Consider the following 26,173-nt stretch of genomic DNA (forward strand, 5'->3'; position numbering starts at 1 on the left):
CTTACCGAACGGACGCCGCCATGCCCGCGTCACAAGCCAGCAAGGAGCGGATCAGGGCCTTGATCTCGCCCTTCACCACAGCCACCTGATCCAGGTGGGCAAAGCGGCAGTCGGCAATTTCGTGCCGGGCCTTGGGCTGCGGTGCTTCGGCAAACTCCGCTGCAAACACGTAATGCACACGCTCTGACGTTTCGTGGCGCATCAACAACACCAGCGATTCAGCCTGTAGCCCAGTCTCTTCCAGCAACTCCCGCTGCGCGGCCTGCATCGGCGTCTCGCCGGGTTCGATCTTGCCGCCTGGAAGGGTCCAGGGCGCCTTCGGCTTTCTCACCCACAACCACTTGTGGCGCTGCTTGCCATGCCGGCAAATGATGGTGGCGCGATGCTTGACTGGTTTCATTCCGGCTCCTGGGCGATTCCTTTATTGCATGAAGTTTCGGCCCTGGCTGGCAATAAACGTTGCGTTGAAGCTGACGAACGGTCACTTCCATTACGCAAACAGCCTGCCTGCATGTTTTTAGTGCCACCGGTCAGCTGATTGTAAAACCATTGAGCACAGCGACCGATCGGGGGCTCGGAAGCTAGGCATGGCATCGATTCATGCGATCAGCCAATCCATCGCAAGGAGAAACGACATGGCGCAGGACCAAGAGCGAACCCGCCAGCGCGGCGGCACCAAGGAAACCAACCCAGGTAACTTTGCCAATGACCGCGAGAGGGCATCGCGCGCTGGCCACAAGGGTGGCCAGGCATCTGGCGGCAACTTTGCCAACGACCGCCAACGGGCATCGGAAGCCGGACGCAAGGGGGGGCGCAACAGCCACCGCGCAGGCCGCAGCCAGTGAGAGGGAGCTTTCGCTGAACGCCAGCTCCCCATAGGTGCCCAGCAGCGATTTCGGGGTAACCGCCCCGGAGTCGCGCCATGACATTTTGTTGGACAAAATTTTGAATCTTCTGGCCACCGCCCGATCAATCAAAATGTCATCCATGGAGAAGAGGAGGCCCCCTGCGATGCCTAGTCCACAGCTGTACATAATCGATTACAAACTGCATGACCAGCCGCGCAGTTTCATCATTCGTCTGGAACGCCTGGACAATGCCGAGGCTTGGCATTGGGCAAGTTGTGATGCGGGCATCGGCATCATTCCCAAGTTCGGTCGCGAGAAAATCAGGAAGGTCAGTCGGCCGATGGCCGAGCGTTACGGCATTACCGCCGTGAGCTGGCGGATTTCGGGGAGCAAGCCCAACCAGTCGGTGGGCGATCCGGCGGCGATGGTCTAATAGCTCGCGTGCAACCGGTAAAGAAACTGCAGGAGCGGAGATGCCCGCTCCTATAAGGTACGTAGATACCGTGAACTGTCCTTAAGCGGCTTGAGCAGCTACCGGCCTCTTCGCGGGTGAACCCGCTCCTACAAAGGGCACTGGGCATTACCGATCAGAGGCGGCTTGCCCGAGAGGAGGCCAGTAGCTTCAACTCCTCATTCTGGTTTTTTCAGCACCAAGGTCAGGATGTCATAGCTGGCCACCAACTCACCCAGCTGATTGGTCACCTCCATATCCCACGCCACCACCCCCTGCGGCTGCCCCAGCGGGCTGGTCTTGCCTTGGTCGATCTTGCGCTTGCAGGTCAGGCGCGCCTGGATAGTATCGCCAATGCCCACCGGGTTGATGAAGCGCAGGGTGTCCAGCCCATAGTTGGCCAGCACCGGTCCGGCACCGGGCGACACGAACAGCCCGGCCGCTGCCGACAGTACGAAGTAACCGTGAGCAATGCGTTTACCGAACTGCGACGCCTTGGCGGCGATTTCGTCGAAGTGCATGTAGAAATGGTCGCCTGACAGGCAGCCGAAATTGACCAGGTCAGCTTCTGTCACGGTGCGGCGATGGGTGAGCAGCGACTCGCCGATACGCAGCTGCTCGAAGTAGCGACGGAACGGGTGCACGTCGGTTTCGATCACTTCGCCGCCGCGCACGTACTCGCCGGTGACCGCCGTGAGCATGCTCGGCGAGCCTTGTACGGCGGCGCGCTGCAGGTAATGCTTGACCGCACGCAGGCCACCCAGCTCTTCACCACCACCGGCGCGGCCCGGGCCACCGTGCTTGAGCTGCGGCAGCGGCGAGCCGTGCCCAGTGGACTCCTTGGCAGCCTGGCTATCGAGCACCAGCAGACGGCCATGCCAGGCAGCAGCCACCGGGATAGCCTTGGCGGCCACGCTGCGGTCGGCGGTGACCAGGGTCGCCACCAGGCTGCCTTTGCCACGGGCAGCCAGTGCCAAGGCTTCGTCGAGGTCGTCATAGGCCATCAGCGTACTGACCGGGCCGAACGCTTCGATATCGTGGGCGCCGCCCTCGGCATGTGGGTCGCGGGCCTGCAACAAGGTTGGCGCAAAGAACGCGCCTTCAGCCACGCCTTCGCCACGCGGGGCAAAGCCATCGCTGGCGCCGAACAGCTGATCACAACTCTGCAGCAGGCTGCGCACCCGCTCGCCGACATCGCGCTGCTGGTCATGGGAGGCCAGGGCCCCCATGCGCACACCTTCCAGGGACGGGTCGCCAACCACGACCTTGCTCAAGCGCTCGCGCAGGCGGGTGGCGACGGCATCCAGGTGCCTGGCCGGGACGATCGCACGGCGGATGGCGGTGCACTTCTGCCCGGCTTTAGTGGTCATTTCACGCACCACTTCCTTGATGTACAGGTCAAACTCTTCGCTGTCCGGTGTCACGTCCGGGCCGAGGATGGCGCAGTTGAGCGAGTCGGCCTCGGCAGTGAACGGCACCGAGTTGCGAATCAGGTTGGGCGTCACGCGCAATTTGGCAGCGGTATCGGCGGAGCCGGTGAAGGTCACCACGTCCTGCCCCTGCAGGCGGTCGAGCAGGTCGCCGGTGCTGCCGATAACAAGCTGCAGGCTGCCTTCGGGCAGCAGGCCGGAGGCATTCATCAGGCGTACCACGGCCTCGGTCAAATAGCTGGTCGAGGTCGCTGGCTTGACGATGCAGGGCATACCGGCCAGGAACGTCGGGGCAAACTTCTCCAGCATGCCCCAGATGGGGAAGTTGAACGCGTTGATGTGCACCGCAACGCCTGCCCGTGGCACCAGGATGTGACTACCGGCGAAATGGCCTTGTTTGCCCAACGGTATGGCAGGCCCTTCGTGCACCAGGTTACCCGACGGCAGCTCGCGGCTGCCGATGCCGGCATAGGAGAACAGCGTGGCGTTGCCGCCTTCGATATCGATCCAGCTGTCGGCCCGGGTGGCGCCGCTGTGGTGCGACAGGGCGTAGAGCTGCTCCTTGTGCTCGGCCAGGTACAGGGCCAGGGCTTTGAGGCGTTGGGCACGTTGTTGGAAATCCATGCCCATCAGCGAGGCAAGACCGCGTGCACGCGCGTAGTCCACAGCTTCGGCGAAGTCCGGGCGCTCTTCATGGCTGTAGGCCAGTACGTGGCCGTCGAGGGCGCTGCGCAGGGCCTGGGCGCCGTGCTGGCCGAGCCAACGGCCGGCGATGAAACTTTGCAGAGTAGGGGCGGCAGACATGCTGTTCTCCATGCTGTTCAAAATGTGAGGGGTGCTGTTACCACAGCGCCAGGGTGTAGCCGATGATCAGGCGGTTTTCGTCCACGGCGTTGGTCAGGCCGTTGCCGGAGCGGAAGGTGACATTGCGCCAGCGCAGGCTGACGTCCTTGAACGGGCCACTCTGGATGACATACGTGATGTCGGTGTCGCGCTCGCGCTCACGGCCATTGGTCACGGTGGCAGTTTCCGCGTGGCGACCGTCGGTGTAGCGGGTCATGAAACTCAGGCCGGGGATGCCCATGGCAACGAAGTCGTAGTCGTAACGCACTTGCCAAGCGTCCAGCCCGGCCCGGGTAAAGGTGTTATAGGTGACCAGGTTGACGGTGAACGGGTCGCCGCCGTTGACGAACGGGAAGGCGCTGTCACCCGACATCTGCTGCCAGGTGGCGGTGAACTTGTGCGCCCGCACGCCCAGGGTGAACATGGCGTTGAAGTTACGGTTGTCGATGTTGCCGGCACGCTCGGCGCCGTCATTGCGGCTGTCGAAGTAGCGCAGGTCACTGCGCAGGCTCAGTCCTTCTGCCAGTGGGCGGGTGTCGATCAGACCGACGAACTGCTGACGGTAGATGTCCTGGAGCTTGGCGTAGTAATAGCTGACCGTGGTTTGCGGGGTGATGGCGTAGCTGCCACCACCAAAGTCCAGGTGGTCACTGCTGGCAGCGCCATAGCCGATGTCGTCGCGGCCAGAGGAATCACGCAGGTTGGCCTTGGTCAGGCGGCCGGCATTGAAGGTGAGGCCATCGAGGTCCTGACTGGTGAGCAGGCCACCCTGGAAGGTGGAGGCCAGCAGGCGGGTGTCGTTGTACACCACCACCGGCAGGATCGGCTGCAAGGTGCCCAGCCGCAAGGTGCTCTTGGACACGCGAACCTTGCCGGTCAGGCCTAGCTCGCTGTAGTCATCGACCGGTTCGTGGCTGTTCGGGCCAAAAGGCAGCAGGCCGGTGTTGCGACGGTCGCGGCTGGAATCGAGCTTGATGCCCAACTGGCCCAGCGCGTCCACGCCAAAGCCGACCGGGCCCTCGGTAAAGCCCGATTCCAGCTTGGCGGTAAAGCCTTGGCCCCATTCCTCTGCCTTGGCCTGCGGGGCGTTGCTCTGGCGAAAATCACGGTTGATGTAGTGGTTGCGCAGCTCCAGGCGTGCATGGCTGTCGCCGATGAAGTCGGCCAGCGCGGGCATCGGCAGGGCGAAGGTGGCCAGCCAGGCGGCTGACAGGAAGTGTGTGCGGTTCATTGTTGTTGTTTTACCCGACATGTCTGTTCGTCCTTGAAGTCAGTGTTTGCTGGCGCCAGCCGCACCGATACCGGTCATGGAGCGGATGAACTGGCCCAGGTAGCGACCACGCTCTTCAACGGCACGTTCGGAGCTGTCGGTAACCGAGAACACCCAGGCACTGAGGAAGGCCAGGCTCATGGAGAACAGCGCAGGGTTGCTGTAGGGGAACAGCGCCGTTTCGTTGTGCAGCACGTTGACCCACACCGCCGGGCCCAGCACTACCAACAGCACCGCCGAGACCAGCCCGGCCATGCTGCCGCACACCGCGCCACGGGTGGTCAGGCCTTTCCAGAACATGGAAAGGAGCAGCACCGGGAAGTTGACCGAAGCGGCCACCGCCAGCACCAGGCCGGAAAGGAAGGCAATGTTCTGCGACTCGAACATCAGGCCCAGGATCACTGCCAGCAGGCCGATGACCAGCGTGGCAATGCGTGACACGCGCATTTCCTCTTGCTCGGTCGCCTTGCCTTTGCGCATCACGCAGGCATACAGGTCGTGGGACACCGCCGATGCCCCGGACAGCGCAAGGCCAGCGACCACAGCCAGAATGGTGGCGAAGGCGACGGCAGAGATGAAGCCCAGGAACAGGTTGCCACCCACGGCCTGGGCCAGGTGCACGGCGACCATGTTGCCGCCACCGATGATGGCGCCAGTGGCGTCGCGGTAGGACGGTTCAGTGCCGACCATGACGATGGCGCCAAAGCCGACAACGATCAGCAGCAGGTAGAAGTAACCAATGAAACCGGTGGCGTAGAACACGCTCTTGCGTGCTTCCTTGGCATCACTGACAGTGAAAAAGCGCATCAGGATATGCGGCAGGCCAGCGGTGCCGAACATCATGCCCAAACCGAGGGAAATGGCGTCCACCGGGTTGGACAACAAGCCGCCTGGGGCCATGATCGCCTGGCCCTTGGCATGCACGGCCACGGCACTGGCAAACATGGCCTCGGTGCTGAAGCCGAAGTGCTTGAGCACCATGAAGGCCATGAAACTGGTGCCTGAGAGCAGCATTACTGCCTTGATGATCTGCACCCAGGTGGTGGCGAGCATGCCCCCGAAGGTGACATAGGCAACCATCAGCACACCGACCAGCATCACGGCGTACAGGTAGCTGATGCCGAACAGCAGCTCGATCAGCTTGCCGGCGCCGACCATTTGCGCCACCAGGTACATCAGCGCCACCACCAGGGTGCCGAAAGCCGAGGTCAAGCGCACCGGGGTTTGCGCCAGCCGGTAGCTGACTACGTCGGCAAAGGTGTACTTGCCCAGGTTACGCAGGCGCTCGGCAATCAGGAACAGGATGATCGGCCAGCCCGCCAGGACACCGAGGGCATACAACAGGCCGTCGTAGCCGTTCATGAACATCATCGCGGAAATGCCCAGGAACGAAGCGGCACTGATCATGTCGCCAGCGATCGCCAGGCCGTTCTGCATACCGGTCAAGCCGCCGCCGGCGGTGTAGAAGTCACTGGCCGAGCGGGTGCGCAGGGCAGCCCAGCGGGTGACCAGCAGGGTGAAGCAGACAAACACCATGAACATCGAAATGGCGGTCCAGTTCATTGTGCGCACTCCTGCTTGACCTTGTCGTTGAGCGGGTCGAGCACATTGTTGGCGCGGTGCACATAGATGCCGGTCAGGGCAAAGGACAGCAGCACCATCAACACGCCCACCAGCATGCCGACCGTGGTCACGCCGCCGCTGAGGGACTGGCCGAGGGTGCTGGGCGAAAACGCAACCAGCAGGACGAAGCCGTAGTAGACCACCAGCATGGCCAGGGTCAGGCTGCCGTTGAGGCGGCGCTTGCGCCGCACCAGGTGCTGGAAGTCGGGGTGGTTGGCGATGCTTTCTATGCGTTCGGGTGTCATGGCAAGCGATCTCTTGGTTTTGTAATTGTTGTGTTGAGGTCACGCGGGGTATTGCGTTGTTGCTTAGGCCCTCTTCGCAGGTAAGGATGCTGCCCCAGGCCCTGTAGGAGCGGGTTTACCCGCGAAGCAGTCGACTCGGTCTACAACTGGTCGAAGTCCAGCACCACCTTGTCGCTCACCGGGTAGGTCTGGCACGACAGCACATACCCGGCCGCCACTTCGTAGTCTTCGAGGGCATGGTTGCTGTCCATCTCCACTTCGCCCTCGATCACCCGGCACTTGCAGGTGGAGCACACGCCGGCCTTGCACGAGTAGGGCAGCTCGGCACCAATGGCGTTGCCGGCGTCGAGCACGTTCTGGGTGTTGCGCGGCAGGTCGAAAGCAAGGGCGCGGCCGTCGCTGATCACGGTGATGTGGCTAAGCGCCGAATCCACCTGGCGTGCCGCCTCACGGGCTTCGCGGCGGGCCTCGCTGCCGGCGGCGGCGAACAGCTCGAAGTGAATGCGTTCCTTGGCCATGCCGTTGGCCTGCAGGCTGTCACGCACGGTCTCGGTCATCGCCTGCGGGCCGCAGATGAATGCCGCGTCCAGCCCGGCAACGTCCAGCCAGCGCGAAAACAGCTGGCCGCATTTGTCGGCGTCGATGCGGCCGTTGTACAGGTCGACGTCCTGCTGTTCGCGGCTGAACACGAAAATCAGGTTCAAGCGGTCGAGGTAACGGTTTTTCAGGTCTTCGAGCTTGTCGCGGAACAGCGCCCCCGAACTGGAGCGGTTGCCGTACAGCAAGGTGAAACGGCTGTGCGGCTCGCTGGCCAGCGTAGTGGCGATGATCGACAGTATCGGGGTGATGCCGCTGCCGGCGGCCACCCCCAGATAGTTGCCCTGGCGAGCCGGGTCCAGCGGCACGAAGAAGCTGCCCGATGGCGGCATCACTTCCAGCTGCTGGCCTTCCTTGAGCACTTCATTGGCAAACGCCGAGAAGCGCCCGCCCGGTACGCGCTTGACGGCCACGCGCAGTTCGCCGTCCTGTACGGCGCTGCAGATGGAGTAGGAGCGGCGGACTTCTTCGTTATCCAGCTGGGTGCGCATGACCAGGTACTGGCCCTGAGTGAAGCGGAACTGGTCCTGCAGGTGCTCGGGCACATCGAAGGCAATCGATACCGCATCACGGGTCTCATTGCGCACTTGCTTGATGGTCAGGCTGTGAAACTGGCTCATGGTGGTCTCCACGGCTCAAATGCATTTGAAATAGTCGAATGGCTCCAGGCACTCGCGGCAGCGGTACAGCGCCTTGCAGGCCGTGGAGCCGAACTGGCTGAGCAATTCGGTATGGGCGCTGCCGCATTGCGGGCAGCACACCTGGGGGGCTTCGCCGAGCAGGCTGCGCTTGCTGGCGCTGCCTTGCGGCGGCGCAATGCCATATGCGCGCAGGCGCTCGCGGCCCAGTTCGCTGATCCAGTCGGTGCTCCAGGCCGGGGTCAGCCGGCGCTCCAGGTCTGGCGCGGTGAAACCGGCCTGTTCCAGCGCCTGGCGGATATCCCCTTCGATGACTTCGGTGGCCGGGCAGCCAGAGTAGGTCGGGGTGACCACCAGGTGCAGGTGGCCGGCGCGCCAATCGACATCGCGCACGATCCCCAGGTCGACCACGCTGACCACCGGCACTTCAGGGTCCATGACCTGGCCCAATACCGCCCAGGCACGAGCCAGGTCGTCGCCTTGCTGTGCCCGCGCGCCGCGGTCGCCGGCAATCAGTTCACCAGGTTGCATCGGGGTAGGCCCTTGGCAGGAACTGCATTTCGGCCAGCAGCAGGCCCAGATGCTCGGTGTGCAGGCCTTTGCGGCCATCCAGGTAGAAGTGGCTGGCGGCCTTGGGCAGCGGCAGTTCGACCGAAGCAAACGTCGCGGTGACCTGCTTCAGCCAGGTGGCGCCGACGGTAGCTGGATCGGCGCCGATACCGCATTCGGCCAGACGGACTTCGTTGTCGCTGCCAGCGGTGAGTTCAACGGTGAAGCGCCACAGCACCGGGATAGCGGCAAGCATGCGCTGGCGGCTGGCATCGGTACCACCGCCCAGGCGTTGTACCCATTCGCTGGACCGGCGCAGGTGGTAGGTGACTTCCTTCAGGGCCTTGGCGGCAATCCCGGCGATTCGCGCGTCGCTGGACTCGACCAGCTCCTGCAGCACGGCGAAGTGCCACGCGTCGTAAAGGAACTGCTTGGTCATGGTCACGGCAAAATCACCGTTGGGTTGCTCAACCAGCAGCAGGTTGCGGTAGGCGCGCTCGTCACGGCGGAACGCCAGGGCATCGGCATCCCGGCCATCGTCGAGTAGCTCGGCGGCATACTCCAGCCAGTTGCGGGCCTGGCCGACCAGATCGAGGCCGACGTTCATCAGGGCCAGCTCTTCCTCGATGGCCGGGGCGCGGCCACACCACTCACAGAGGCGCTGGCCCTGGACCAGGGCGCTGTCGCCGAGCAACAGCAGATAGGGGATAAGGGCTTCTTTATGCATGGCCCACCTCACATGTGTCCGACTTCGTCGGGCAGCTCGTAGAAGCTGGCATGGCGATAGACCTTGTCGTCCGAGGGGGCGAACAGCGGGTCTTTCTCATCGGGGGAGGAGGCGGTGATCAGCGCCGAAGGCACCACCCACAGGCTCACACCTTCGCTACGGCGGGTGTAGAGCTCGCGGGCGTTCTCGATGGCCATGGCGGCATCGGCGGCGTGCACGCTGCCGACATGCTTGTGGTTAAGGCCGTGCTTGCTGCGCACGAACACTTCGTAGAGGGTCCAGACAGACATTTTCGATCTCCGCATCAATCGCCGCTCAGGCGGCGTTCTTGTTCTGTTGCTTGCGCGCATAGGCCACGGCGGCCTCGCGTACCCAGGCGCCATCCTCGGTGGCCTTGCGCCGGGTGGCGACACGTTCCAGGTTGCACGGGCCATTGCCCTTGATCACTTCGTAGAACTCGTCCCACTGGATTTCGCCAAAGTCGTAGTGGCCGCGCTCGGCGTTCCACTTCAGCTCAGGGTCAGGCGCAGTGCAGCCAAGCAGCTCCAACTGCGGCACGGTCTGGTCGATGAAGCGCTGGCGCAGTTCGTCGTTGGTCTGGCGCTTGATCTTCCAGGCCATCGACTGGGCGCTGTTGGGCGAGTGTTCATCGCTCGGGCCGAACATCATCAGCGCCGGCCACCACAGGCGGTTGATGGCGTCCTGAACCATGTCGCGCTGGGCTTGGGTGCCCTGGCGCATCATGGTCAGGAGCATTTCGTAGCCCTGGCGCTGGTGGAAGCTCTCTTCCTTGCAGATACGGATCATCGCGCGGGAGTAGGGGCCGTAAGAGGTGCGCTGCAGCACCACCTGATTGACGATGGCGGCGCCATCCACCAGCCAGCCCACAGCGCCCATGTCGGCCCAGCTGAGGGTGGGGTAGTTGAAGATGCTCGAGTACTTGGCCTTGCCGCTGTGCAGTTTGTCGATCTCTTCGTCGCGGTCAGCCCCCAGGGTTTCCATGGCGCTGTACAGGTACAGGCCGTGACCGGCTTCGTCCTGAATCTTGGCCATCAGCTGCAGTTTGCGCTTGAGGCTTGGGGCACGGGTAACCCAGTTGCCTTCGGGCAGCATGCCGACGATTTCAGAGTGGGCGTGCTGGGAGATCTGCCGGATGAGGGTCTGGCGGTAGGCCTCGGGCATCCAGTTCTTGGCTTCGATCTTGATTTCGGCGTCGATCTTTTCCTGGAAGTTGCGTTCCTCGGGGGACATTTCTTCCAGCGTCTTGACGCGCTTGACTCCGGTTTCCACTAGCTGTGCGTACATGTGCTGCGACTCCTGCTAAGGCATGAGTCATTTGTAAGCGATACAAAACATAACGTCAAACACATTTATGTGTATCAAGTAATATTTGTGTATCACATTGCCGGCCAAGGGGCTGTTGCAGCCCACTCTCGGCACAAGGCTGCGCCTGCATCGCGTGCCCGAGGGAACGCAGGCAAAAAAAAGGCCCCGGGCAATGCCGGGGCCGAAATGGCAGCCGATTGGGTCAGCTGGCCAACCGTTTGTCGAACACATGGCACGCCTTGCCCTCGGAGCGCTTGAGCGTGCCGCAGGGTTGCAGGTGCACCTGGGTGCTGATGCCGATGTAAGTCTTGATCTGTTTGGTCAACTCCCCGACGACCAGCTTGCGCTGGCCTTCGTCAAGGTGCTGGCACTCTGCGCGCAGTTCCACATGCACTTGGACACTGTCCAGGTTCCAATTGCGATACAGATGGATCTCATACAGCTCTGAAAGCTGTTTTATTTTTAGGACCTGTTCCTCGATCTGGGTCGGGAACACATTGACCCCGCGAATGATCAGCATGTCGTCACTGCGGCCGGTGATCTTGCCGATCCGCCGCATTGGCCGAGCGGTGCCGGGCAGCAGCCGGGTGAGGTCACGGGTGCGGTAGCGCACCATCGGCAATGCCTCTTTGCTCAGCGAGGTGAATACCAGCTCGCCCAGCTGGCCATCCGGCAGTACCTCGCCGGTGGCAGGGTCGATGATCTCGGGATAGAAGTGGTCTTCCCAGATGGTCGGGCCGTCTTTGGTCTCGATGCACTCCATCGCCACGCCGGGGCCCATGATCTCCGACAGGCCATAGATATCGAGGGCATTGATGCCCAGGCGCTGCTCAATTGAACGGCGCAGCTCGTCGGTCCACGGCTCGGCACCAAAAATGCCCAGGCGCAGCTTGAGGTGGTGGGGGTCGATGCCCTGGCGCTCGATTTCATCAGCCAGGTTGAGCATGTAGGACGGGGTGACCATGATGATGTCGGGCTGGAAGTCGCGAATCAGCTGCACCTGCTTTTCGGTCTGGCCACCGGACATGGGGATCACGGTGCAGCCCAGGCGCTCGGCGCCGTAGTGCGCGCCGAGCCCGCCGGTGAACAGCCCGTAGCCGTAGGACACATGCACCTTGTCACCTTTGCGCCCGCCGGCCGCACGAATCGAACGGGCAACCACATTGGCCCAGGTGTCGATATCGTTCTGGGTGTAGCCGACCACCGTCGGCTTGCCGGTGGTGCCACTGGAGGCATGCAGGCGCACCACTTCTTCCTGGGGCACGGCGAACATGCCGTAGGGGTAGTTGTCGCGCAGGTCGTTCTTGCCGGTGAAGGGGAACTTCGCCAGGTCTTCCAGGCACTTGAGGTCATCGGGGTGGGCGCCGCACTCGGCAAAGCGCTGGCGGTACAGCGGCACATTGTCGTAGGCGTGCTTCAGGCTCCAACGCAGACGCTCCAGCTGGTGCTGGCGCAGGGCGTCGACGCTGGCGGTTTCCATCGGGTCCAGCAGGGCACGATCGGCATCATGGTACATGTTCATGGCTTCACTCGAATTGTTCTTGTACGCCGCGCGCCAGCGGTTGCAGGCCACGCGGTGAGTGTCATGGAGGCAGCATATACGGCTGCGTTCAGTTCGGTAACAAGCGCAGGGCCCGAACCGCTCAGAGGCGCTCGATGATCATGGCGATGCCTTGACCTACACCGATGCACATGGTGCACAGGGCGTAGCGGCCGGCCGTTTCTTCGAGCTCGTGCAAGGCAGTGGTCACCAATCGAGCACCGCTCATGCCCAGTGGATGGCCCAGGGCGATGGCGCCGCCGTTGCGGTTGACGCGTGGGTCGTCGTCGGCCAGGCCCAGTTCGCGCAACACGGCCAGCCCTTGGGCGGCAAAGGCCTCATTGAGTTCGATGACATCCAGGTCAGCCAGTGCCAGGCCGGTGAGCGCCAGCACCTTGCGGGTCGCAGGCACCGGACCAATACCCATCAGCCTGGGCTCAACCCCGGCCACCGCCATGCCGACGATGCGACCGCGGGCCTTCAACCCATGGCGGCGGGCCGCGGCGCTGTTGGCCAGCAGCAGGGCGCAAGCGCCGTCATTCACGCCGGAGGCATTACCCGCCGTTACGCTGCCGCCTTCACGAAACGGCGTCCCGAGCCGAGCCAGCTGCTCCAGGGTCGTGTCGCCGCGCGGGTGCTCGTCATGCTCGACCACTTTGGCTGGGCCTTTGCGTTGCGGGATTTCGACCGGCACGATTTCCCGCGCCAGGCGGCCGCGGGCCTGAGCTGCTGCGGCTTTGTGCTGGCTGCGCAGGGCAAAGGCATCCTGATCGGCGCGCGAGATGCCGAACTGTTCAGCCACGTTTTCGGCGGTTTCCGGCATCGAATCGATGCCGTAGGCGGCCTTCATCAGCGGGTTGACGAAACGCCAGCCGATGGTGGTGTCGAACAGCTCGGCCGCACGGCCGAATGCCTGTTCCGACTTACCCATCACAAACGGCGCACGCGACATGGACTCCACACCACCGGCCAGCATGAGCCCCGCTTCACCGCAGCGCAGGGCACGTGCCGCATTGCCGATGGCATCCAGGCCGGAACCGCACAGGCGGTTGATCGTGGTCCCTGGTACTTCGAGTGGCAGCCCGGCCAGCAGGCTCGCCATGTGGGCCACGTTGCGGTTGTCTTCGCCGGCCTGGTTGGCACAGCCGAAGATAACGTCATCAATGGCTTTCCAGTCCAGTTCGGGGTGACGCTGGATCAAGGCTTTGAGCGGGATGGCCGCCAGGTCGTCGGCGCGCACGCTGCTCAGGGCCCCGGCATAGCGGCCAATGGGGGTGCGCACGGCGTCGATGATCAAGGCATCGGCGTGGGTCGGTTCATTCATCTTGCGTCTCCTGCGCCAGCACGGTGCCGCGCACTTTGTAGGATTTGCCATGGAACATCGCCACCAGCTCACCACGCTGGTTGTCGATGCGCACGTCGTACAGGCCGGTGCGGCCTTTGCGGCTGACTTCGCTGGCGTGGGCGGTGAGCACGTCATCGCGCAGTGCCGGGGCCAGGTAGTCGATGGTGCAGCCCAGCGCCACCGTGGCCTGGTCGTAGCTATTGCAGGCGAAGGCGAACGCCGAATCGGCCAACGCGAACAGGAAACCGCCATGGCAGGTGCCATGCCCCTGGATCATGTCGGCACGTACCGCCATGCGCAGGCTGGCCCGGCCTGGGCCGGCATCCAGCAGGCTGATGCCCAGGCCCTGAGTGGCCGGGTCGCGGGCGTACATGGCGTCGGCACAGGCTTGTGCCAGTTCCACTTCAGTCATGCAGGGTGCCTCCTTTGGCTTCACAGCGGCGCAACAACAGGGAAGGGCGGTAGCGGCTCTCGCCGTAGCTGCGCTGCAGGTTGTCGAGCACGCGCAGGGTATGGGCAATACCGATGTTCGCCGCCCAGGCCAGCGGGCCGCAGGGGTAATTGACGCCGGCGCGCATGGCCAGGTCGATGTCGGCGGCGCTGCCGACGCCCTGAAGCACCGCATCGGCGGCCTCGTTGGCGAGCATTGCCACGGTGCGCAGTACCACCAGGCCGGGCAGGTCGGCGACACCGGTCACTTTCAGGCCGGCACGCTGCAGCAAGGCTACGGCTTGGTCGCGGGCGCTGTCAGTGGTATCGGCGAACCAACTGATGGCAAGGCGGGTGGCGCTGCTGTAGTCCAGCGCCAGGTCGAGCAGCACAAGGTTGCGCAGGCCGTCTTCGCGGGCGCGCTGGCTGGCCAGGCGGCCATCGGACAGGGCCAGGGTGGCATCGCCCACCTGAATCAAGCCACTACCGGTGCGCTGGGTCACGGCAATGCCGCTTTGGCGAAGGCGCTCGACCAGCGGCTGCATCACCCCCAGGTTGCCCTCGACAACGCAGGCCTCTGCGCAGGCGGGGCTGTGCAGTTCGGCCGGCTGCGGACGCTCGACGCCTTCGGCATAGCGATAGAAGCCTTGGCCGGTCTTGCGCCCCAGGCGACCGGCGTCCACCAGTTCCTTCTGCACCAGCGAAGGCTGGAAGCGGAAATCGCCATAGAAAGCATCGAATACTGAACACGTGACAGCGTAATTGACGTCATGGCCAATCAGGTCGGTCAGCTCGAACGCCCCCATGCGAAAGCCGCCAGCGTCACGCATCAGCGCATCCAGGCTGGCGCAATCGGCGGCACCTTCCTGCATCAGGCGCAGGCTTTCGGCATAGAACGGCCGCGCTACACGGTTGACGATGAAACCCGGTGTAGAGCGCGCATGGACCGGCTGCTTGCCCCAGGCCTGGGCAGTGGCGTAGATGCGTGCGGCCACTGCCGGGTCGGTTGCCAGGCCCGACACCACCTCGACAAGCGCCATCAGCGGTGCCGGGTTGAAAAAGTGCATACCGACCAGGTGCTGCGGGCGTTCAAGGCCAGCGGCGAGGCTGGTGATGGACAGTGACGAAGTGTTGCTGGCAAGGATACAGTCGGCTGCGCACAGGGTTTCGAGCTGGCCGAACAACGCCTGCTTCACCTGCAGGTTTTCGACGATGGCTTCAATGACCAGGCCGGCATCTGCCAAGGCTTCGAGTGTATCGACCGGGCACAGGCGGGCATTGATCGCTTCGCGTTCAGCGGCCGGCAACGTTCCTTTGTCCACCAGCCGGGCCAGTTGGCGATCGATACCCGTCACCGCCTGGGCGGCAGCACCCGGGCGGTTGTCGTAGAGTTTGACGGGGTGGCCGGCCTGGGCCGCGACCTGGGCGATACCGGCGCCCATGGCGCCGGCACCGATCACCGCCACCTGCACATTGCTTGCGAGTGCGCCCATGTTCAGCGCCCCTTGAAGGCTGGCGTGCGTTTGTTCATGAAGGCGCTCACGCCTTCGCGGTAGTCCTCGCTGCGCCCGGCCAGGCGCTGCAGGTCGCGCTCCAGCTCCAGCTGCGCCTCAAAACCGTTGTCGAAACTGGCATTGAGGCTGCGCTTGATCAGTGCCAGGCCGTAGGTGGGCTGGGCGGCGAGCTGGCGGGCGAGGGTGAGGGCTTCGTCACGCAGCGCGGCATCATCCACCACGCGGTGGATCAACCCCCATTGCTCGGCCTGTTCGGCGCCAAGGCGCTCGCCCAGCATGGCCAGCGCCTTGGCCCGGGCCATACCGACCAAGCGCGGCAGCAGCCAGGTACCACCGGAGTCCGGCACCAGGCCGATCTTGCAGAAGGCCTGGATGAAACTGGCCGAGCGGGCGGCCAGCACCAGGTCGCAGGCCAAGGGAATGTTGGCACCGGCACCGGCCGCCACGCCGTTGACCGCACAGATCACCGGCAAAGGCAGGTCGCGCAGGGTGCGTACCAGCGGGTTGTAGAACTTGTCGATCGATTGGCCCAGGTCCGGCATTTCGGCGCCTGGGGCAACGTTGCGGTCAGACAGGTCCTGCCCGGCGCAGAAGCCGCGGCCTTCAGCCGTCAGCAGCAGCACCCGCGCGTCACTGCTTTGGCGCACTTGCTTGAGCGCTTCGCGCACCTCCAGATGCATGGCCGTATTGAAGCTGTTCAGCTGCTCGGGGCGGTTCAATGAAAGGAAGGCAACGCCGTCCTCGATGGAAAACAGGATGTGCTGGAAAGTCATGACAGACTCGCTCCGTCAGTCGAGAGAATGATGATCAGCGCCCCTGGAAACGGGCTTGGCGCTTTTCCTGGAAGGCGCGGATGCCTTCATCGCGGTCGGCGGTGCCAGCCAGCAGGGTGAAGGCATGGCGCTCGAAGCGCAGGCCGCTGGCCAGGTCGGTATCACCGGCCTTCAGTAACGCCTCCTTGGCCAGGCGCACGGCCAGCGGCGCTTTGGCGGCGATGCTGCGGGCAACCTGCATGGCGCGTTCTACGGTGAGTTCGGGCTGGGTGATTTCGCTGACCAGGCCGGCCTGCTGGGCGCGGTGGGCAGTGATGGCTTCCCCCGTCAGTACCATCTGCATGGCCAACGGCTTACCGACGGCACGCAACAGGCGCTGGGTGCCGCCAGCACCGGGGATGATGCCAAGGTTGATTTCCGGTTGGCCGAAACGGGCGTCGGTACCGGCGATGACGATGTCGGCGCACATTGCCAGTTCACAGCCGCCACCCAGGGCATAGCCGTTGACTGCGGCAATCAGCGGTTTGGCGAATGCGGCGATGCTTTGCCAATGCGCTACGCGCGGGTCATTGAGGATGCCGACCAGGTCGCGATCAGCCATCTCGCGGATGTCGGCGCCTGCGGCGAATGCTTTGGCACTGCCGGTAATCACTGTGGCCCGGACATGCTCGTCGTCCCCGGCAGCCTGCAGCGCAGCAGCCAGTTCTGCCAGTAGCTCGGTGCACAGGGCATTCAAGGCCTCGGGCCGTTGCAGGGTAATGAGCTGAACGCCGTGTTCGGGCGCCTGCACATCGATATATCGCGGCATGTCGGGTTCCTCTGGCTGCACGCACGGCACATCGCGTGGCCGGCATTTTTTGGAATTGTTTGCAGGGGCGTAATGCGGGATCACGACCAGGTGAGGTCAGTATATGCTCTATGTGATACGTCAATGCAAGTTTCAAAATGTATTCGCGTATCTCTTTTTTATTTTCCAGCGGCCAAAGCCGCAGAGCAATGCCTGCAGAAGAATCGGTTCATCTGGTTATTTTCTGGTATTTAACGCTGGTTTTTGCCTGGCAGAATCAAATCAACACAAGTGATACACGATTGACGACCAAACAGCTTCTGATACAAGATCGAAAGAAATTTCAAATCATTTCAGGAGTGATGCCATGCCTTGCTATCGACTGGACGGCCTGACGCCCGTGGTTCACCCGACAGCCTACGTGCACCCCAGTGCAGTCCTGATCGGCGACGTCATCGTTGGACCCCGCTGCTACATCGGCCCACTGGCATCGCTCAGGGGCGATTTCGGCCGCATCGTGCTGGAGGAGGGTGCCAACTTGCAGGACACCTGCGTGATGCACGGTTTCCCGGGGGGCGACACCGTAGTAGAGCGTAACGGGCACATCGGCCATGGCGCCGTGCTGCACGGCTGCCGAGTGGGCGAAGACGCGTTGGTCGGCATGAACGCCGTGGTGATGGATGGCGCCCATGTAGCACCACGTTGCATTGTCGCGGCCACTGCCTTCGTCAAGGCAGGCTTCGAATGCGCGGCGCAGAGCCTGGTGATGGGGTCGCCAGCCCAGGTCAAACGCCCACTGACCGATCAGGAGCTGGCCTGGAAACAGCGCGGGACGGCGGAGTACCAGCACCTGGCGCAGCGCTGCATGAACAGCATGGTCGAATGCCCGCCGCTGGCCGAGGCAGAGCCGGGACGCCCGCGCATGGAAGACACCGGGGTCAGGCCCAAGGGCCAGGCGAGCGCATGAGCCTGGCAGCGACACGCAATGGCCAGGCGGCCCACCGCACAGGTATAGTCGGTGCTTTATCCGCGCACAGTTCGCCCATGAGCACTCTTGCCCCACTGAACCACTTGATCACCCGTTTTCAGGAACAGACGCCGATCCGCGCCAGTTCCCTGATCATCACGTTGTACGGCGATGCCATCGAGCCGCACGGCGGTACAGTCTGGCTCGGTAGCCTGATCAACCTGCTGGAACCGATCGGCATCAATGAACGGCTGATTCGCACGTCGATCTTTCGCCTGACCAAAGAAGGTTGGCTCACTGCAGAAAAGGTGGGTCGACGCAGTTATTACAGCCTGACAGGCACTGGCCGTCGGCGTTTCGAAAAAGCTTTCAAGCGCGTCTATAGCCCAAGCCAGCCAGCCTGGGACGGGGCCTGGACGCTGGTGTTGCTGTCGCAACTCGAGGCGGGTAAACGCAAGGCCGTGCGTGAAGAGCTGGAGTGGCAGGGGTTTGGTGTCATGGCGCCGAACCTGCTAGGTTGCCCACGGGCAGACCGTGCCGACCTGGTGGCCACGTTGCGTGACCTTGAGGCCGGCGACGACAGTATCGTCTTCGACACCCACACCCAGGAGGTGCTCGCGTCCAAGGCGATGCGCGCCCAGGTGCGGGAAAGCTGGCGTATCGACGAACTGGGGCAGCAATACAGTGAGTTTATCCAGCTGTTCAGGCCGCTGTGGCAAGGTTTGAAAGAGCAGCCGTTGCTGGATGCTCAAGATTGCTTCCTGGCACGCACGCTGCTGATTCACGAGTACCGCCGCCTGCTGCTGCGCGACCCGCAACTGCCTGACGAACTGCTGCCAGGGGACTGGGAGGGAAGGGCTGCGCGGCAGTTGTGCCGTAACCTCTACCGACTGGTGTTTGCCAAAGCCGAAGAATGGTTGAATGCAGCACTGGAAACAGCAGATGGCCCATTGCCGGATGTGAGCGAGAGTTTCTACAAGCGTTTTGGCGGGTTGGCTTGAGGGTAAGTCACCTACTACCAGCAGGCAGTTCTTGTGTCCTTACAGGAGCAACCCCAACCACATTGCCCCCAGGATGAGCAGTTGCCCTGGAATGAGGTATCGCGAAAAGCTGAAACCTCCGTTGCTCAAGGCCAGAACACATTTGCTCAATGTGTTCCCCGTCAATGCGAGCAACCCCGGTATGACGATTTCATTCGCACTGATTCGTCCGGCAGCGACCAACGAGGCGATCGAGGCCGTGGCCGCATGAGCATCGGCCAGGCCGCCGACGAAAGCCGCGAGATTGACGCCATTGGGGCCCAGAAGCTGAAGCAGAAATGCCGAGAACAAGGCGATGCCGGTTATCGCAGCGGTGATCGCCAGTGCTGTCCAGAGACTGAACGCGCCATCGCCCGGATGTGTGGCGGATCCTCCATGAGCAGCACGCCAAGGTGCTAGCAGAAGCACGCCATACACGAGTGTGACCAGTGCCCCCAGCGCAATCGATGACCAGAAAGGGTCGAGCAATCGACGGTCGACGATGCTCAACACCAGTGCAAATTGGGTGATGCTGGCGAGATTGGACAATACGGCAGCGCCGGCAAATGGCCTGGCAGCAGCGCCTTGCTGTCTGACGCGGTGCGCAAGCAGGGCAATGGTGGCAGAACTTGAAGCAAAGCCCGATGCGATCGCGCTCAAGGGCAGGCCATAGCGAGGCCCCATCAGGCGCATGACGATGTGTCCTAAAGCACCCACGGCCATCAGCAAGACCACCAGGTTACAAATCGTGCGCGGGTTGAGTATGTTGTAGGGGCCTAGAAACTGGTCCGGTGTCAGCGGCAGTACCACCAAGGCCACCGTGGACAACATCAGGCCATCGCGCAGCTCTTCCTCGCTCAATTGTTGCAGCACGAAATGATGCAGTTCGCGTCGCAGCGCCAACAGCACGGTGAGCACCACGCCCACCGCTGCGGCGAGCTCAGGCTCATGAAGGCTAAGCGCTCCGAGTGTCAGCACCAGCAGCAGGGCAATTTCACTGGTCACTTCAGGGTCTTTATCGGCATGTCTGCGGTAGTGCATGCAGAGCATCAGCACCAGGCCCAGACTCGAAACCGCGACCAGCACCGCACCTGCCAGCAACATGCTGACGTAGCCCAGCAATGCAGTGATGGCGAAGGTCCTGAGCCCGGCGGCCGCGTGGTCTTCGTTACGCCCCTTCTTACGCTCGCGCTCCAGCCCCACCAGCATGCCGATACCCAGCGCCACAGCGCCGTGGCCAACATTCAAGGCGTCGAGCATGGTGCCTTTAGCGGGACCTTGACCTCACATTCCCCGCCACCTTGTTCCAGTGCCATGAGTGCAGGCATATCGAGAATTTCTACCAATCTGCCATGCAGGTCGACGATACCCAGCACGCGAAGACGGGCGACGGATCGGCACACGGTTTCCAGGCGTAACCCCAGGTACGAAGCCATGTCTTCACGAGACATGCGCAACATGAAGCCATGCGCAGAGTAACCGCGGCTGACGAAGCGTCTGGAGAGCCCCACCAGGAAGCTGGCCAGCCGCTGTTCTGCTGTCAGGTTGCACAGCATCAGCACGCGCCCGTGCTCACGCACGATCTCGCGGCTCATCAAGCGATTAAGGCTCTGCTGCAGCTCCGGAAACTCACGCGCCAGGGTTTGCAAGCGACGATAGGGGACGGGGCAGACTTCGCTGTCTTCCAGGGCAATGGCGTCACAGACATGGTGCTCTGTGGCAATGGCATCGAGGCCGAGTACATCGCCCGGCATCCAGAAGTTGATCACCACGCCTTGCCCCTCGGCGGTGTTCAGGCTGGTCTTGAAACTGCCGCAACGTACGGCATAGAGCATGGACAGCGGATCGTTGGCATTGAACAGCGCGGCACCCTTGCGAATGCGCATGCGTGGGCCTATCAACGCGCCCAGGCAGCTGTTGTCGTCAACCGGCAGACCCGTGGGGAGGCACAGACCGCTGACCCGGCAATCCATGCAGTGGTTCACCAGCGGTTTCAGGTGAATAGGGTTTGCCTTGGACAATGCGTTGGGTGAGTCGAGCAGGGTGACCTTCAGCTGGCCAGGCATTTTCAGGCCTCCTTCGCATTTTGGAGGCCGCTTTGGGCCCCTGCGCCATGACGCGCACCGAGCTCCACGGTCACGCCAGCATGGGGCGACCAATCAGCAAGCATGTCACGCGAGTGGGGGGCATTGAGGCGGCTTGTAAGCCGTTCGACAAACCGCTCGGCTTCGGCAGCCGTCCTGAAACCCACCCGCCAGTCATCCATGTGTACCCAACAGCGTCCCTGCTCTGTGTTCTTCTCCACGTAAACGTTCATCAGGGCCTCCAAAGCATGTATCGGTAGACAATGCAGAATGAAGGCGTCCCTGCCGGCAGTGCAGGTGAAACTCAGGGCGGTGTCGCCATGGCACGCCTGCGGGGCCTGAAGTGGCTGTGATCTGGGTACAGGGTGCGCCGGCGAAGTCCCGAGGTATTGATCCGCGTCAAGTTCTTGCGCCATGGGCAATGCCACTGGTCGGTAGGTGCCTCCAGTTGATAAACATCAAGTTCGCAACACGTAGGTGGCAGATGCTTTACCTACGTATTGCAACCTCAGAGGTGTGCCATGGAAACTCCGCAAAGACTGCTGCTGATCGCCTCCCCCCTGATGCGCCGAACCCCGGCCTATGACCGGGCCGCTGCGCTGGCCAAGGCCAAGGGGATGGCGCTGCACATCGTCGCTTTCGACTACGTGGAAGGGCTTGCCACGGCGGGCTTGGTGAATGATCAAGCGCTCGCAGTCATGCGCGAGGGTTACGTGCAGCAGCACCGGGCATGGCTGGAAACCCAGGCGTTGCCGATGCGGCGCAATGGTGTCACCGTCACAACCGAGGTGGTGTGGGTGCAGCAGCCCTTGAATGAGATCCTGATTCACTTGCGTGAGCAACCGTTTGCCATGCTGATCAAAGAGCTCGAGCATGAGCCTTGGTGGATGCGCGCAATGTTCACCTCGCTGGATATCCAGCTGCTGCGCGAAACGCGAATACCCTTGCACTTGGTACACAAGGCGAGCCATGCGTTGCCACGCAGGATTCTGGCGGCGGTGGACCTGTCCAGGCCTGAGGATCAGTTTGAAGGTTTCAACGACCAGATCATCAGCGAAGCGCTGAAGCTGACCTTGCAGTGCAATGCCCAGATCGAATTGCTGTACACCTACGACCTGGGTTCCATGTACCTGGACGCCGGCGGCAGCCGGGAACATTCGTTCCTGTTCGATTCGAACCGTGCCCAGACCTTGCATGACGTTCAGAGCGCTGCCTTCCAAGAGCTTGCCGAACGCAACGGGATCGCCGTCGAACACCGCCATATGCGCATCGGCGACCCGGCAAAGGCCCTGGCCATGTTCATGGATAACAATGATATCGACGTGCTGGTCATGGGCAGCTATCACCACCATGGCATCGGCTGGTTCATCGGCAGTACTGCCGAGCGCGTTTTGCATCGGTTGTCCAGCAGTGTGCTGGTGATTTCTCCAGAGCGCTCCAAAGGCTGAAGCACAAGGCCCGCAAGGGCCTTGTTTTTTCAAGGCCGCAGGTCAAGTTCGTGCAGGATCTCGCTCACATCGCCGCCAGGGTAGCGTGAGGTGAAGCCCAGTGCCTTGACCAGCCGGTGCATGGCATAGTTGCTGGCCAGATCCCTGGAGACCATGCACTGAAAGCCATTGCGCCGTGCGGCTTCAATCAGGTGTTGCATCAGGCGCTTGCCCAACCCCTTGCGCTGCCAGTCTTCGCTGACCGCCACTGCACATTCGCACCGCGGACTACCAGGTATGCCTGCATAGCGGCTGACGCCGATTTGTTGCAATTGACCGTCTACATGAACCAAGGCGACATAGGCCATGCGCTGGTGATAGTCCACGGGCATGTCTTGCGTGTCCAAGCTAGGCAAGCCGCCGCTGAGCCCAGCAATGAAACGAAAACGCCGTGATTCATAAGCGATGGTGCTCAGAAAACGCTTGTCCCGTTCGCGGTCTTCTTCGCGCAGTGGGCGGATCAGCACCGCCGAACCGTCCTCGAGGTTTTCGACCCAGTGTTCGCAGGTCTGTGGCTGTGCTGTTTGCTGCCCGTTCATGACGCCTCCCGTTGCTTGATCAGTACCTGGTGCAGCCGTTTTAACGTGGCGGGCCGTTTCGGTTCTGACAATCATCAAGTTCAGCCTGGGTAGCGGTTTTCTGATCTGCATCAAGCAGCAGCGATCCTGCGCGCGGAATATCGTCAGCATCACACCCACTCACGAAAGCGCGGAGGTTCACCATGGGGCAATATCGACAATTGCTGGTGCTGCTGACCGAGGTAGAACCGCATTCCGCCGCTTTGCGCAGAGCCCTTGCCTTGGCGCATGTCAGCGGCGCCAGCGTGCATGTACTGGGCTTGTTCGAGCCAAGCGAGGAGCACCTTCTGCGCGAAGAGCGGCTGAACGAGGCCGATATCAAGCGCCAGTACGAGCACTATCGCGCTCAGTTGACGGGATTGGTAGAGCGGCATCGCGGCAGCGGTATAACGCTGACGGTCGACAGCCTGAATGCGGAGGATATCCGCAGCCAGGCGATCGATTACATCAGTGAACTGCAGCCCGATATGGTCATCAAGGACAGCGAAGCCGCGTCGGCCCTGGTGCGCGTGTTCGGCACCCCACTGGATTGTGCGCTGATGCGAGGTTTCAAAGGCGTCAGCCATTTCGTGCCGGCGGGGGCCATCTCATTGCCGCGGCGTGTGCTGGTCGCAGTGGATACGGCGTTCAGTGAGACGCCTGCCGTTCAGGCGTGCTTCAATCGTGGTCTGGTTCGTGCTGCCCAGGCGCTGGCGTTGCAGTGTGACGCGCACCTGCATCTGCTATCGGCCTACAACCTGGCAGGGGTATTTGCCTCGGACATGAATGTCACCCAGGCGTGGATCGACGAGATGCGCGAGGCACTGCAGGAACCTTTCGAAGCGCTGGCCGATGCCGAAGGCGTCGCGCCTGACCGCCGACATTTCATGGAAGGAGGCCCGGTACAGGTGATCCGTGAACAGGTCGCGGCCCTGGACATCGACGCGGTGGTGATGGGCGTGGTGCAACCCAAAGGCCTAGACAAACTGTTGGGAGACACCACCGAGCGTATCGTCAGCCGCCCACCGTGCAGCGTGCTCGCCGTTCATCCCCAAATAGCCGAAAGTTGGGAGCCTTGGCCATGCAACTGACATTTCTTGGCGGCACCGGCACCGTGACCGGCAGCAAATTCCTGTTGACCCGTGACAGCACGCGGGTATTGGTCGACTGCGGACTCTTCCAGGGTTTCAAGCAACTGCGCCTGCGCAACTGGCAGCCACTGCCCCCGGCGCTGCGGGCGCTTGATGCGGTGGTGCTGACCCACGCCCACCTTGACCACAGTGGTTATCTACCGGTGCTGGTTCGGGAAGGCTACCGCGGGCCGATCTACGCCACGCCGGCGACGTGCGCCTTGGCGGAAATCCTCCTGCTCGACAGTGCACGGCTGCAGGAAGAGCAGGCCGAACATGCCAATCGCCACGGTTACTCCAAGCATGCGCCGGCGCAACCGCTCTATACCGAGCAGGATGCCAAACGTGCCCTGGCACTGTTTCGGCCCGTGGCGTTACATCAGGTGACCATGATCGCAGAGGGCATGGAGCTACTGTTGCGTACCGCCGGACATATTCTGGGGGCAGCCACGGTCCAGATCAGCGCCGAAGGGCAGACCGTGCTGTTTTCGGGTGACCTCGGCCGCCCTCAGGATCCGATCATGCGTGCGCCTGAGCTGGTCAGGACGGCGGACGTGCTGTTGATCGAGTCTACCTATGGGGACCGCCAGCATCCCGCCGAATCGACCGAGCAGTACCTGGCCAAGGTCATCAACGAAACGCTCCTGCGCCACGGCATTACCCTGGTACCCTCGTTCGCCGTCGGCCGTGCCCAACTGCTCATGTATTACCTGTACACGCTCAAGCGCGACCGGTTGATCCCTGATGTCCCGGTCTACCTGAACAGCCCGATGGCCACCGACGCCACCGCCTTGTACCAGCAGTACCGCAGTGAACATCGGCTGACCGCAGCCGAGTGCGCCGCCATGTGCAGAGGCACGCACATCGTCCGGACAGTCGATGAGTCCAGGCACCTGGACCAGCTGCGCGAGCCCGCAGTGATCATCGCCGCCAGTGGCATGGCGACCGGCGGACGGGTGCTTCACCACCTGAAGGCGCTGGCCCCCAACCCACGCAACAGCATCCTGTTCTCGGGCTTTCAAGCCGGGGGGACGCGGGGTGCCGATATCGTCGCGGGCGCCCACAGTGTGCGGTTGCACGGCGAGGATGTGCCCATCCGTGCACAGGTGCATGCGATGGAGAATCTTTCTGCGCACGCCGATGCCGATGAAATCATGGAATGGTTGCGCGGGTTCACCCGGCCACCCCGTCAGACCTATGTCATTCATGGTGAGCCACACGCTGCCGACACCTTACGGCGGCGAATCAGCCTCGAACTCGGCTGGCAGGTGTGCGTGCCTGAGTATCAGGAAACGGTTGCCATCGACCCTGTGCGCTAGCCGGGCGCGGGAGGTGAATCATGAGTACACAAGCAAGGGCGAAACTGCGGGCCTGGTTGCACAGGCCCAGGGGCAGCCTGGGTTGGATCGTGACCATCGTCGCTTTACTCGTCGCCGCGTCCGTCTATCGCGCCTTAAGCGCTAGCTGGCGCATGCCCATGCGTGATCCGGCGGTACTCCTTGGCCTGCTGGCGTTGAGTGTCGCGCTGGGGTGGGCGGTGCAGCGGGGCGTCAAGCGCACGGTCGGCAAGGCCATTTTCAATGGCCAGCAGACGGGTTGGCAGGCCAGGCTGGCGTTGCTGCGTTCAATCACCCGGGAATCGAACACGTTGATAAGCGTGTTGCTGCTCCTGGTCCTACTCGGTGCTGGCACCGTGTGGCTGGCGGGGCGCTCCGTGGCGCAGATCGTGGAGAATTGCACGGCCAACCTGCAGGCCCAGGTGGAGGTGCCTGAGGATGACAAGCTCGCTGCGCTGGTCGGCAAACCCGTGTGCACGTGCCTGGCACAGACCTTTCTGGAGCGCAATGGGGTGCTGCGCCTGGCCCTGTTCGAAACGCCCATGCAGGAAGTGAGCGGTCTGAAGGCGCTGACTCCCGCTGATGAGCAGCGTTGCCTCGCGCAGTTCGACCTGCTGCCCGAGGCGGGGCGTGCAGCCACGCCTTGAAGCCATCAAC

At 62.7% G+C, this 26,173-nt stretch carries 27 protein-coding genes and 1 pseudogene; 9 read left to right on the forward strand and 19 right to left on the reverse strand.

Annotated elements, in window-relative coordinates; all coding sequences use genetic code 11:
* Position 1 precedes the first annotated feature (1 nt).
* Positions 2-400: an NUDIX hydrolase gene (locus tag AA098_RS14190; RefSeq protein ID WP_064614449.1), complete on the reverse strand. Its 399-nt coding sequence runs from the start codon at positions 398-400 to the stop codon at positions 2-4.
* Positions 401-635: 235 nt separating this feature from the next.
* On the opposite strand from AA098_RS14190, the gene AA098_RS14195 reads away from it, so the two are divergent.
* Both AA098_RS14195 and AA098_RS14200 read left to right on the forward strand, forming a co-directional pair.
* Positions 636-845 (forward strand): general stress protein, encoded by a 210-nt coding sequence (locus AA098_RS14195; protein ID WP_004374491.1) that lies wholly within the window; start codon positions 636-638, stop codon positions 843-845.
* A gap of 166 nt (positions 846-1,011) precedes the next feature.
* Complete coding sequence (locus AA098_RS14200; RefSeq protein ID WP_004374494.1) at positions 1,012-1,281, forward strand: DUF6555 family protein; 270 nt, start codon at positions 1,012-1,014, stop codon at positions 1,279-1,281.
* Positions 1,282-1,478: 197 nt separating this feature from the next.
* On the opposite strand, the gene paaZ is transcribed toward AA098_RS14200, so the two are convergent.
* The 15 genes and pseudogenes from paaZ to paaF all read right to left on the reverse strand — a co-directional run bounded on the left by paaZ (position 1,479) and on the right by paaF (position 16,956).
* Positions 1,479-3,533: a phenylacetic acid degradation bifunctional protein PaaZ gene (gene paaZ / locus AA098_RS14205; RefSeq protein ID WP_064614451.1), complete on the reverse strand. Its 2,055-nt coding sequence runs from the start codon at positions 3,531-3,533 to the stop codon at positions 1,479-1,481.
* 37 nt (positions 3,534-3,570) lie between these two features.
* Entirely contained in the window at positions 3,571-4,803 is a 1,233-nt protein-coding gene (locus tag AA098_RS14210; RefSeq protein ID WP_004577384.1) for an OprD family porin, read from the reverse strand.
* Positions 4,804-4,842: 39 nt separating this feature from the next.
* Positions 4,843-6,411 (reverse strand): annotated as a pseudogene (locus AA098_RS14215) (cation acetate symporter); the annotation flags it as partial.
* Positions 6,402-6,710 carry a DUF485 domain-containing protein gene (locus tag AA098_RS14220; RefSeq protein WP_004374508.1) on the reverse strand — a complete coding sequence of 103 codons (309 nt, stop codon included), beginning with the start codon at positions 6,708-6,710 and terminating at the stop codon, positions 6,402-6,404. The pseudogene AA098_RS14215 and the gene AA098_RS14220, both read right to left, overlap by 10 nt.
* 140 nt (positions 6,711-6,850) lie before the next feature.
* Complete coding sequence (gene paaE, locus AA098_RS14225; protein WP_004577382.1) at positions 6,851-7,927, reverse strand: 1,2-phenylacetyl-CoA epoxidase subunit PaaE; 1,077 nt, start codon at positions 7,925-7,927, stop codon at positions 6,851-6,853.
* A gap of 15 nt (positions 7,928-7,942) precedes the next feature.
* On the reverse strand, positions 7,943-8,476 hold the full coding sequence (gene paaD / locus AA098_RS14230) for a 1,2-phenylacetyl-CoA epoxidase subunit PaaD (protein ID WP_004577381.1): 534 nt from the start codon (positions 8,474-8,476) through the stop codon (positions 7,943-7,945).
* On the reverse strand, positions 8,463-9,221 hold the full coding sequence (gene paaC / locus AA098_RS14235) for a 1,2-phenylacetyl-CoA epoxidase subunit PaaC (RefSeq protein ID WP_047602810.1): 759 nt from the start codon (positions 9,219-9,221) through the stop codon (positions 8,463-8,465). Before paaC ends, paaD begins: the two co-directional genes overlap by 14 nt.
* Positions 9,222-9,229: 8 nt before the next feature.
* Entirely contained in the window at positions 9,230-9,511 is a 282-nt protein-coding gene (gene paaB, locus AA098_RS14240; RefSeq protein ID WP_004374528.1) for a 1,2-phenylacetyl-CoA epoxidase subunit PaaB, read from the reverse strand.
* Between the two features lie 25 nt (positions 9,512-9,536).
* Entirely contained in the window at positions 9,537-10,526 is a 990-nt protein-coding gene (gene paaA / locus AA098_RS14245; protein ID WP_060537305.1) for a 1,2-phenylacetyl-CoA epoxidase subunit PaaA, read from the reverse strand.
* Between the two features lie 223 nt (positions 10,527-10,749).
* Complete coding sequence (gene paaK, locus AA098_RS14250; protein WP_064615197.1) at positions 10,750-12,069, reverse strand: phenylacetate--CoA ligase PaaK; 1,320 nt, start codon at positions 12,067-12,069, stop codon at positions 10,750-10,752.
* 121 nt (positions 12,070-12,190) lie between these two features.
* Positions 12,191-13,411 (reverse strand): 3-oxoadipyl-CoA thiolase, encoded by a 1,221-nt coding sequence (gene pcaF, locus AA098_RS14255; RefSeq protein WP_004374536.1) that lies wholly within the window; start codon positions 13,409-13,411, stop codon positions 12,191-12,193.
* On the reverse strand, positions 13,404-13,844 hold the full coding sequence (paaI, locus tag AA098_RS14260; RefSeq protein WP_012052299.1) for a hydroxyphenylacetyl-CoA thioesterase PaaI: 441 nt from the start codon (positions 13,842-13,844) through the stop codon (positions 13,404-13,406). The genes pcaF and paaI overlap by 8 nt, the downstream gene beginning before the upstream one ends.
* A complete protein-coding gene (gene paaH / locus AA098_RS14265; RefSeq protein WP_064614453.1) occupies positions 13,837-15,354 on the reverse strand; it encodes a 3-hydroxyacyl-CoA dehydrogenase PaaH in 1,518 nt (505 codons plus the stop codon). Before paaH ends, paaI begins: the two co-directional genes overlap by 8 nt.
* A gap of 2 nt (positions 15,355-15,356) precedes the next feature.
* Entirely contained in the window at positions 15,357-16,148 is a 792-nt protein-coding gene (gene paaG, locus AA098_RS14270) for a 2-(1,2-epoxy-1,2-dihydrophenyl)acetyl-CoA isomerase PaaG (protein ID WP_004374541.1), read from the reverse strand.
* A gap of 34 nt (positions 16,149-16,182) precedes the next feature.
* Positions 16,183-16,956: a 2,3-dehydroadipyl-CoA hydratase PaaF gene (gene paaF / locus AA098_RS14275; protein ID WP_004577376.1), complete on the reverse strand. Its 774-nt coding sequence runs from the start codon at positions 16,954-16,956 to the stop codon at positions 16,183-16,185.
* A 137-nt stretch (positions 16,957-17,093) separates the two neighbouring features.
* Between paaF and AA098_RS29230 the strand changes: the two genes are divergently transcribed.
* From AA098_RS29230 to paaX, 3 genes are all read left to right on the forward strand, one after another.
* Complete coding sequence (locus AA098_RS29230) at positions 17,094-17,330, forward strand: hypothetical protein (RefSeq protein ID WP_140400497.1); 237 nt, start codon at positions 17,094-17,096, stop codon at positions 17,328-17,330.
* Positions 17,303-17,902, forward strand: coding sequence for a phenylacetic acid degradation protein PaaY (paaY, locus tag AA098_RS14280; protein WP_004374546.1), 600 nt, complete (start codon positions 17,303-17,305; stop codon positions 17,900-17,902). The genes AA098_RS29230 and paaY overlap by 28 nt, the downstream gene beginning before the upstream one ends.
* A gap of 77 nt (positions 17,903-17,979) precedes the next feature.
* Entirely contained in the window at positions 17,980-18,903 is a 924-nt protein-coding gene (gene paaX / locus AA098_RS14285; RefSeq protein ID WP_004374548.1) for a phenylacetic acid degradation operon negative regulatory protein PaaX, read from the forward strand.
* 39 nt (positions 18,904-18,942) lie between these two features.
* Here paaX and AA098_RS14290 read toward each other — a convergent pair whose 3' ends face one another.
* Together AA098_RS14290 and fnrC are read right to left on the reverse strand one after the other, a co-directional pair.
* The gene (locus AA098_RS14290; protein ID WP_054888296.1) at positions 18,943-20,181 is read right to left on the reverse strand and encodes a DUF4010 domain-containing protein; all 1,239 of its coding nucleotides are present in this window, start codon (positions 20,179-20,181) and stop codon (positions 18,943-18,945) included.
* Positions 20,166-20,987: a Crp/Fnr family transcriptional regulator FnrC gene (gene fnrC / locus AA098_RS14295; RefSeq protein ID WP_004577374.1), complete on the reverse strand. Its 822-nt coding sequence runs from the start codon at positions 20,985-20,987 to the stop codon at positions 20,166-20,168. The genes AA098_RS14290 and fnrC overlap by 16 nt, the downstream gene beginning before the upstream one ends.
* 539 nt (positions 20,988-21,526) lie before the next feature.
* Between fnrC and AA098_RS14305 the strand changes: the two genes are divergently transcribed.
* Positions 21,527-22,453 carry a universal stress protein gene (locus tag AA098_RS14305; protein WP_004577372.1) on the forward strand — a complete coding sequence of 309 codons (927 nt, stop codon included), beginning with the start codon at positions 21,527-21,529 and terminating at the stop codon, positions 22,451-22,453.
* Positions 22,454-22,482: 29 nt separating this feature from the next.
* On the opposite strand, the gene AA098_RS14310 is transcribed toward AA098_RS14305, so the two are convergent.
* Positions 22,483-23,031, reverse strand: coding sequence for a GNAT family N-acetyltransferase (locus AA098_RS14310; RefSeq protein ID WP_047602802.1), 549 nt, complete (start codon positions 23,029-23,031; stop codon positions 22,483-22,485).
* A gap of 182 nt (positions 23,032-23,213) precedes the next feature.
* Between AA098_RS14310 and AA098_RS14315 the strand changes: the two genes are divergently transcribed.
* The 3 genes from AA098_RS14315 to AA098_RS14325 are packed head-to-tail and all read left to right on the forward strand — an operon-like array spanning position 23,214 to position 26,163.
* A complete protein-coding gene (locus tag AA098_RS14315; RefSeq protein ID WP_004577371.1) occupies positions 23,214-24,140 on the forward strand; it encodes a universal stress protein in 927 nt (308 codons plus the stop codon).
* On the forward strand, positions 24,131-25,498 hold the full coding sequence (locus AA098_RS14320; RefSeq protein ID WP_004374564.1) for an MBL fold metallo-hydrolase RNA specificity domain-containing protein: 1,368 nt from the start codon (positions 24,131-24,133) through the stop codon (positions 25,496-25,498). The genes AA098_RS14315 and AA098_RS14320 overlap by 10 nt, the downstream gene beginning before the upstream one ends.
* Before the next feature lie 20 nt (positions 25,499-25,518).
* Positions 25,519-26,163, forward strand: a complete 645-nt coding sequence (locus AA098_RS14325; RefSeq protein WP_232435460.1) for a hypothetical protein — start codon at positions 25,519-25,521, stop codon at positions 26,161-26,163.
* Positions 26,164-26,173: the final 10 nt, after the last annotated feature.

Origin of the sequence: Pseudomonas sp. JY-Q (genome assembly GCF_001655295.1) — a bacterium.
Taxonomy (GTDB): domain Bacteria; phylum Pseudomonadota; class Gammaproteobacteria; order Pseudomonadales; family Pseudomonadaceae; genus Aquipseudomonas; species Aquipseudomonas alloputida.

Excerpts from the sequence above, each read along its gene's own strand:
- AA098_RS14190 (WP_064614449.1), bottom strand. The coding sequence starts at position 400 with ATGAAACCAGTCAAGCATCGCGCCACCATCATTTGCCGGCATGGCAAG.
- AA098_RS14195 (WP_004374491.1), top strand. The coding sequence starts at position 636 with ATGGCGCAGGACCAAGAGCGAACCCGCCAGCGCGGCGGCACCAAGGAA.
- AA098_RS14200 (WP_004374494.1), top strand. The coding sequence starts at position 1,012 with ATGCCTAGTCCACAGCTGTACATAATCGATTACAAACTGCATGACCAG.
- paaZ (WP_064614451.1), bottom strand. The coding sequence starts at position 3,533 with ATGTCTGCCGCCCCTACTCTGCAAAGTTTCATCGCCGGCCGTTGGCTC.
- AA098_RS14210 (WP_004577384.1), bottom strand. The coding sequence starts at position 4,803 with ATGAACCGCACACACTTCCTGTCAGCCGCCTGGCTGGCCACCTTCGCC.
- AA098_RS14220 (WP_004374508.1), bottom strand. The coding sequence starts at position 6,710 with ATGACACCCGAACGCATAGAAAGCATCGCCAACCACCCCGACTTCCAG.
- paaE (WP_004577382.1), bottom strand. The coding sequence starts at position 7,927 with ATGAGCCAGTTTCACAGCCTGACCATCAAGCAAGTGCGCAATGAGACC.
- paaD (WP_004577381.1), bottom strand. The coding sequence starts at position 8,476 with ATGCAACCTGGTGAACTGATTGCCGGCGACCGCGGCGCGCGGGCACAG.
- paaC (WP_047602810.1), bottom strand. The coding sequence starts at position 9,221 with ATGCATAAAGAAGCCCTTATCCCCTATCTGCTGTTGCTCGGCGACAGC.
- paaB (WP_004374528.1), bottom strand. The coding sequence starts at position 9,511 with ATGTCTGTCTGGACCCTCTACGAAGTGTTCGTGCGCAGCAAGCACGGC.
- paaA (WP_060537305.1), bottom strand. The coding sequence starts at position 10,526 with ATGTACGCACAGCTAGTGGAAACCGGAGTCAAGCGCGTCAAGACGCTG.
- paaK (WP_064615197.1), bottom strand. The coding sequence starts at position 12,069 with ATGAACATGTACCATGATGCCGATCGTGCCCTGCTGGACCCGATGGAA.
- pcaF (WP_004374536.1), bottom strand. The coding sequence starts at position 13,411 with ATGAATGAACCGACCCACGCCGATGCCTTGATCATCGACGCCGTGCGC.
- paaI (WP_012052299.1), bottom strand. The coding sequence starts at position 13,844 with ATGACTGAAGTGGAACTGGCACAAGCCTGTGCCGACGCCATGTACGCC.
- paaH (WP_064614453.1), bottom strand. The coding sequence starts at position 15,354 with ATGGGCGCACTCGCAAGCAATGTGCAGGTGGCGGTGATCGGTGCCGGC.
- paaG (WP_004374541.1), bottom strand. The coding sequence starts at position 16,148 with ATGACTTTCCAGCACATCCTGTTTTCCATCGAGGACGGCGTTGCCTTC.
- paaF (WP_004577376.1), bottom strand. The coding sequence starts at position 16,956 with ATGCCGCGATATATCGATGTGCAGGCGCCCGAACACGGCGTTCAGCTC.
- AA098_RS29230 (WP_140400497.1), top strand. The coding sequence starts at position 17,094 with ATGTATTCGCGTATCTCTTTTTTATTTTCCAGCGGCCAAAGCCGCAGA.
- paaY (WP_004374546.1), top strand. The coding sequence starts at position 17,303 with ATGCCTTGCTATCGACTGGACGGCCTGACGCCCGTGGTTCACCCGACA.
- paaX (WP_004374548.1), top strand. The coding sequence starts at position 17,980 with ATGAGCACTCTTGCCCCACTGAACCACTTGATCACCCGTTTTCAGGAA.
- AA098_RS14290 (WP_054888296.1), bottom strand. The coding sequence starts at position 20,181 with ATGCTCGACGCCTTGAATGTTGGCCACGGCGCTGTGGCGCTGGGTATC.
- fnrC (WP_004577374.1), bottom strand. The coding sequence starts at position 20,987 with ATGCCTGGCCAGCTGAAGGTCACCCTGCTCGACTCACCCAACGCATTG.
- AA098_RS14305 (WP_004577372.1), top strand. The coding sequence starts at position 21,527 with ATGGAAACTCCGCAAAGACTGCTGCTGATCGCCTCCCCCCTGATGCGC.
- AA098_RS14310 (WP_047602802.1), bottom strand. The coding sequence starts at position 23,031 with ATGAACGGGCAGCAAACAGCACAGCCACAGACCTGCGAACACTGGGTC.
- AA098_RS14315 (WP_004577371.1), top strand. The coding sequence starts at position 23,214 with ATGGGGCAATATCGACAATTGCTGGTGCTGCTGACCGAGGTAGAACCG.
- AA098_RS14320 (WP_004374564.1), top strand. The coding sequence starts at position 24,131 with ATGCAACTGACATTTCTTGGCGGCACCGGCACCGTGACCGGCAGCAAA.
- AA098_RS14325 (WP_232435460.1), top strand. The coding sequence starts at position 25,519 with ATGAGTACACAAGCAAGGGCGAAACTGCGGGCCTGGTTGCACAGGCCC.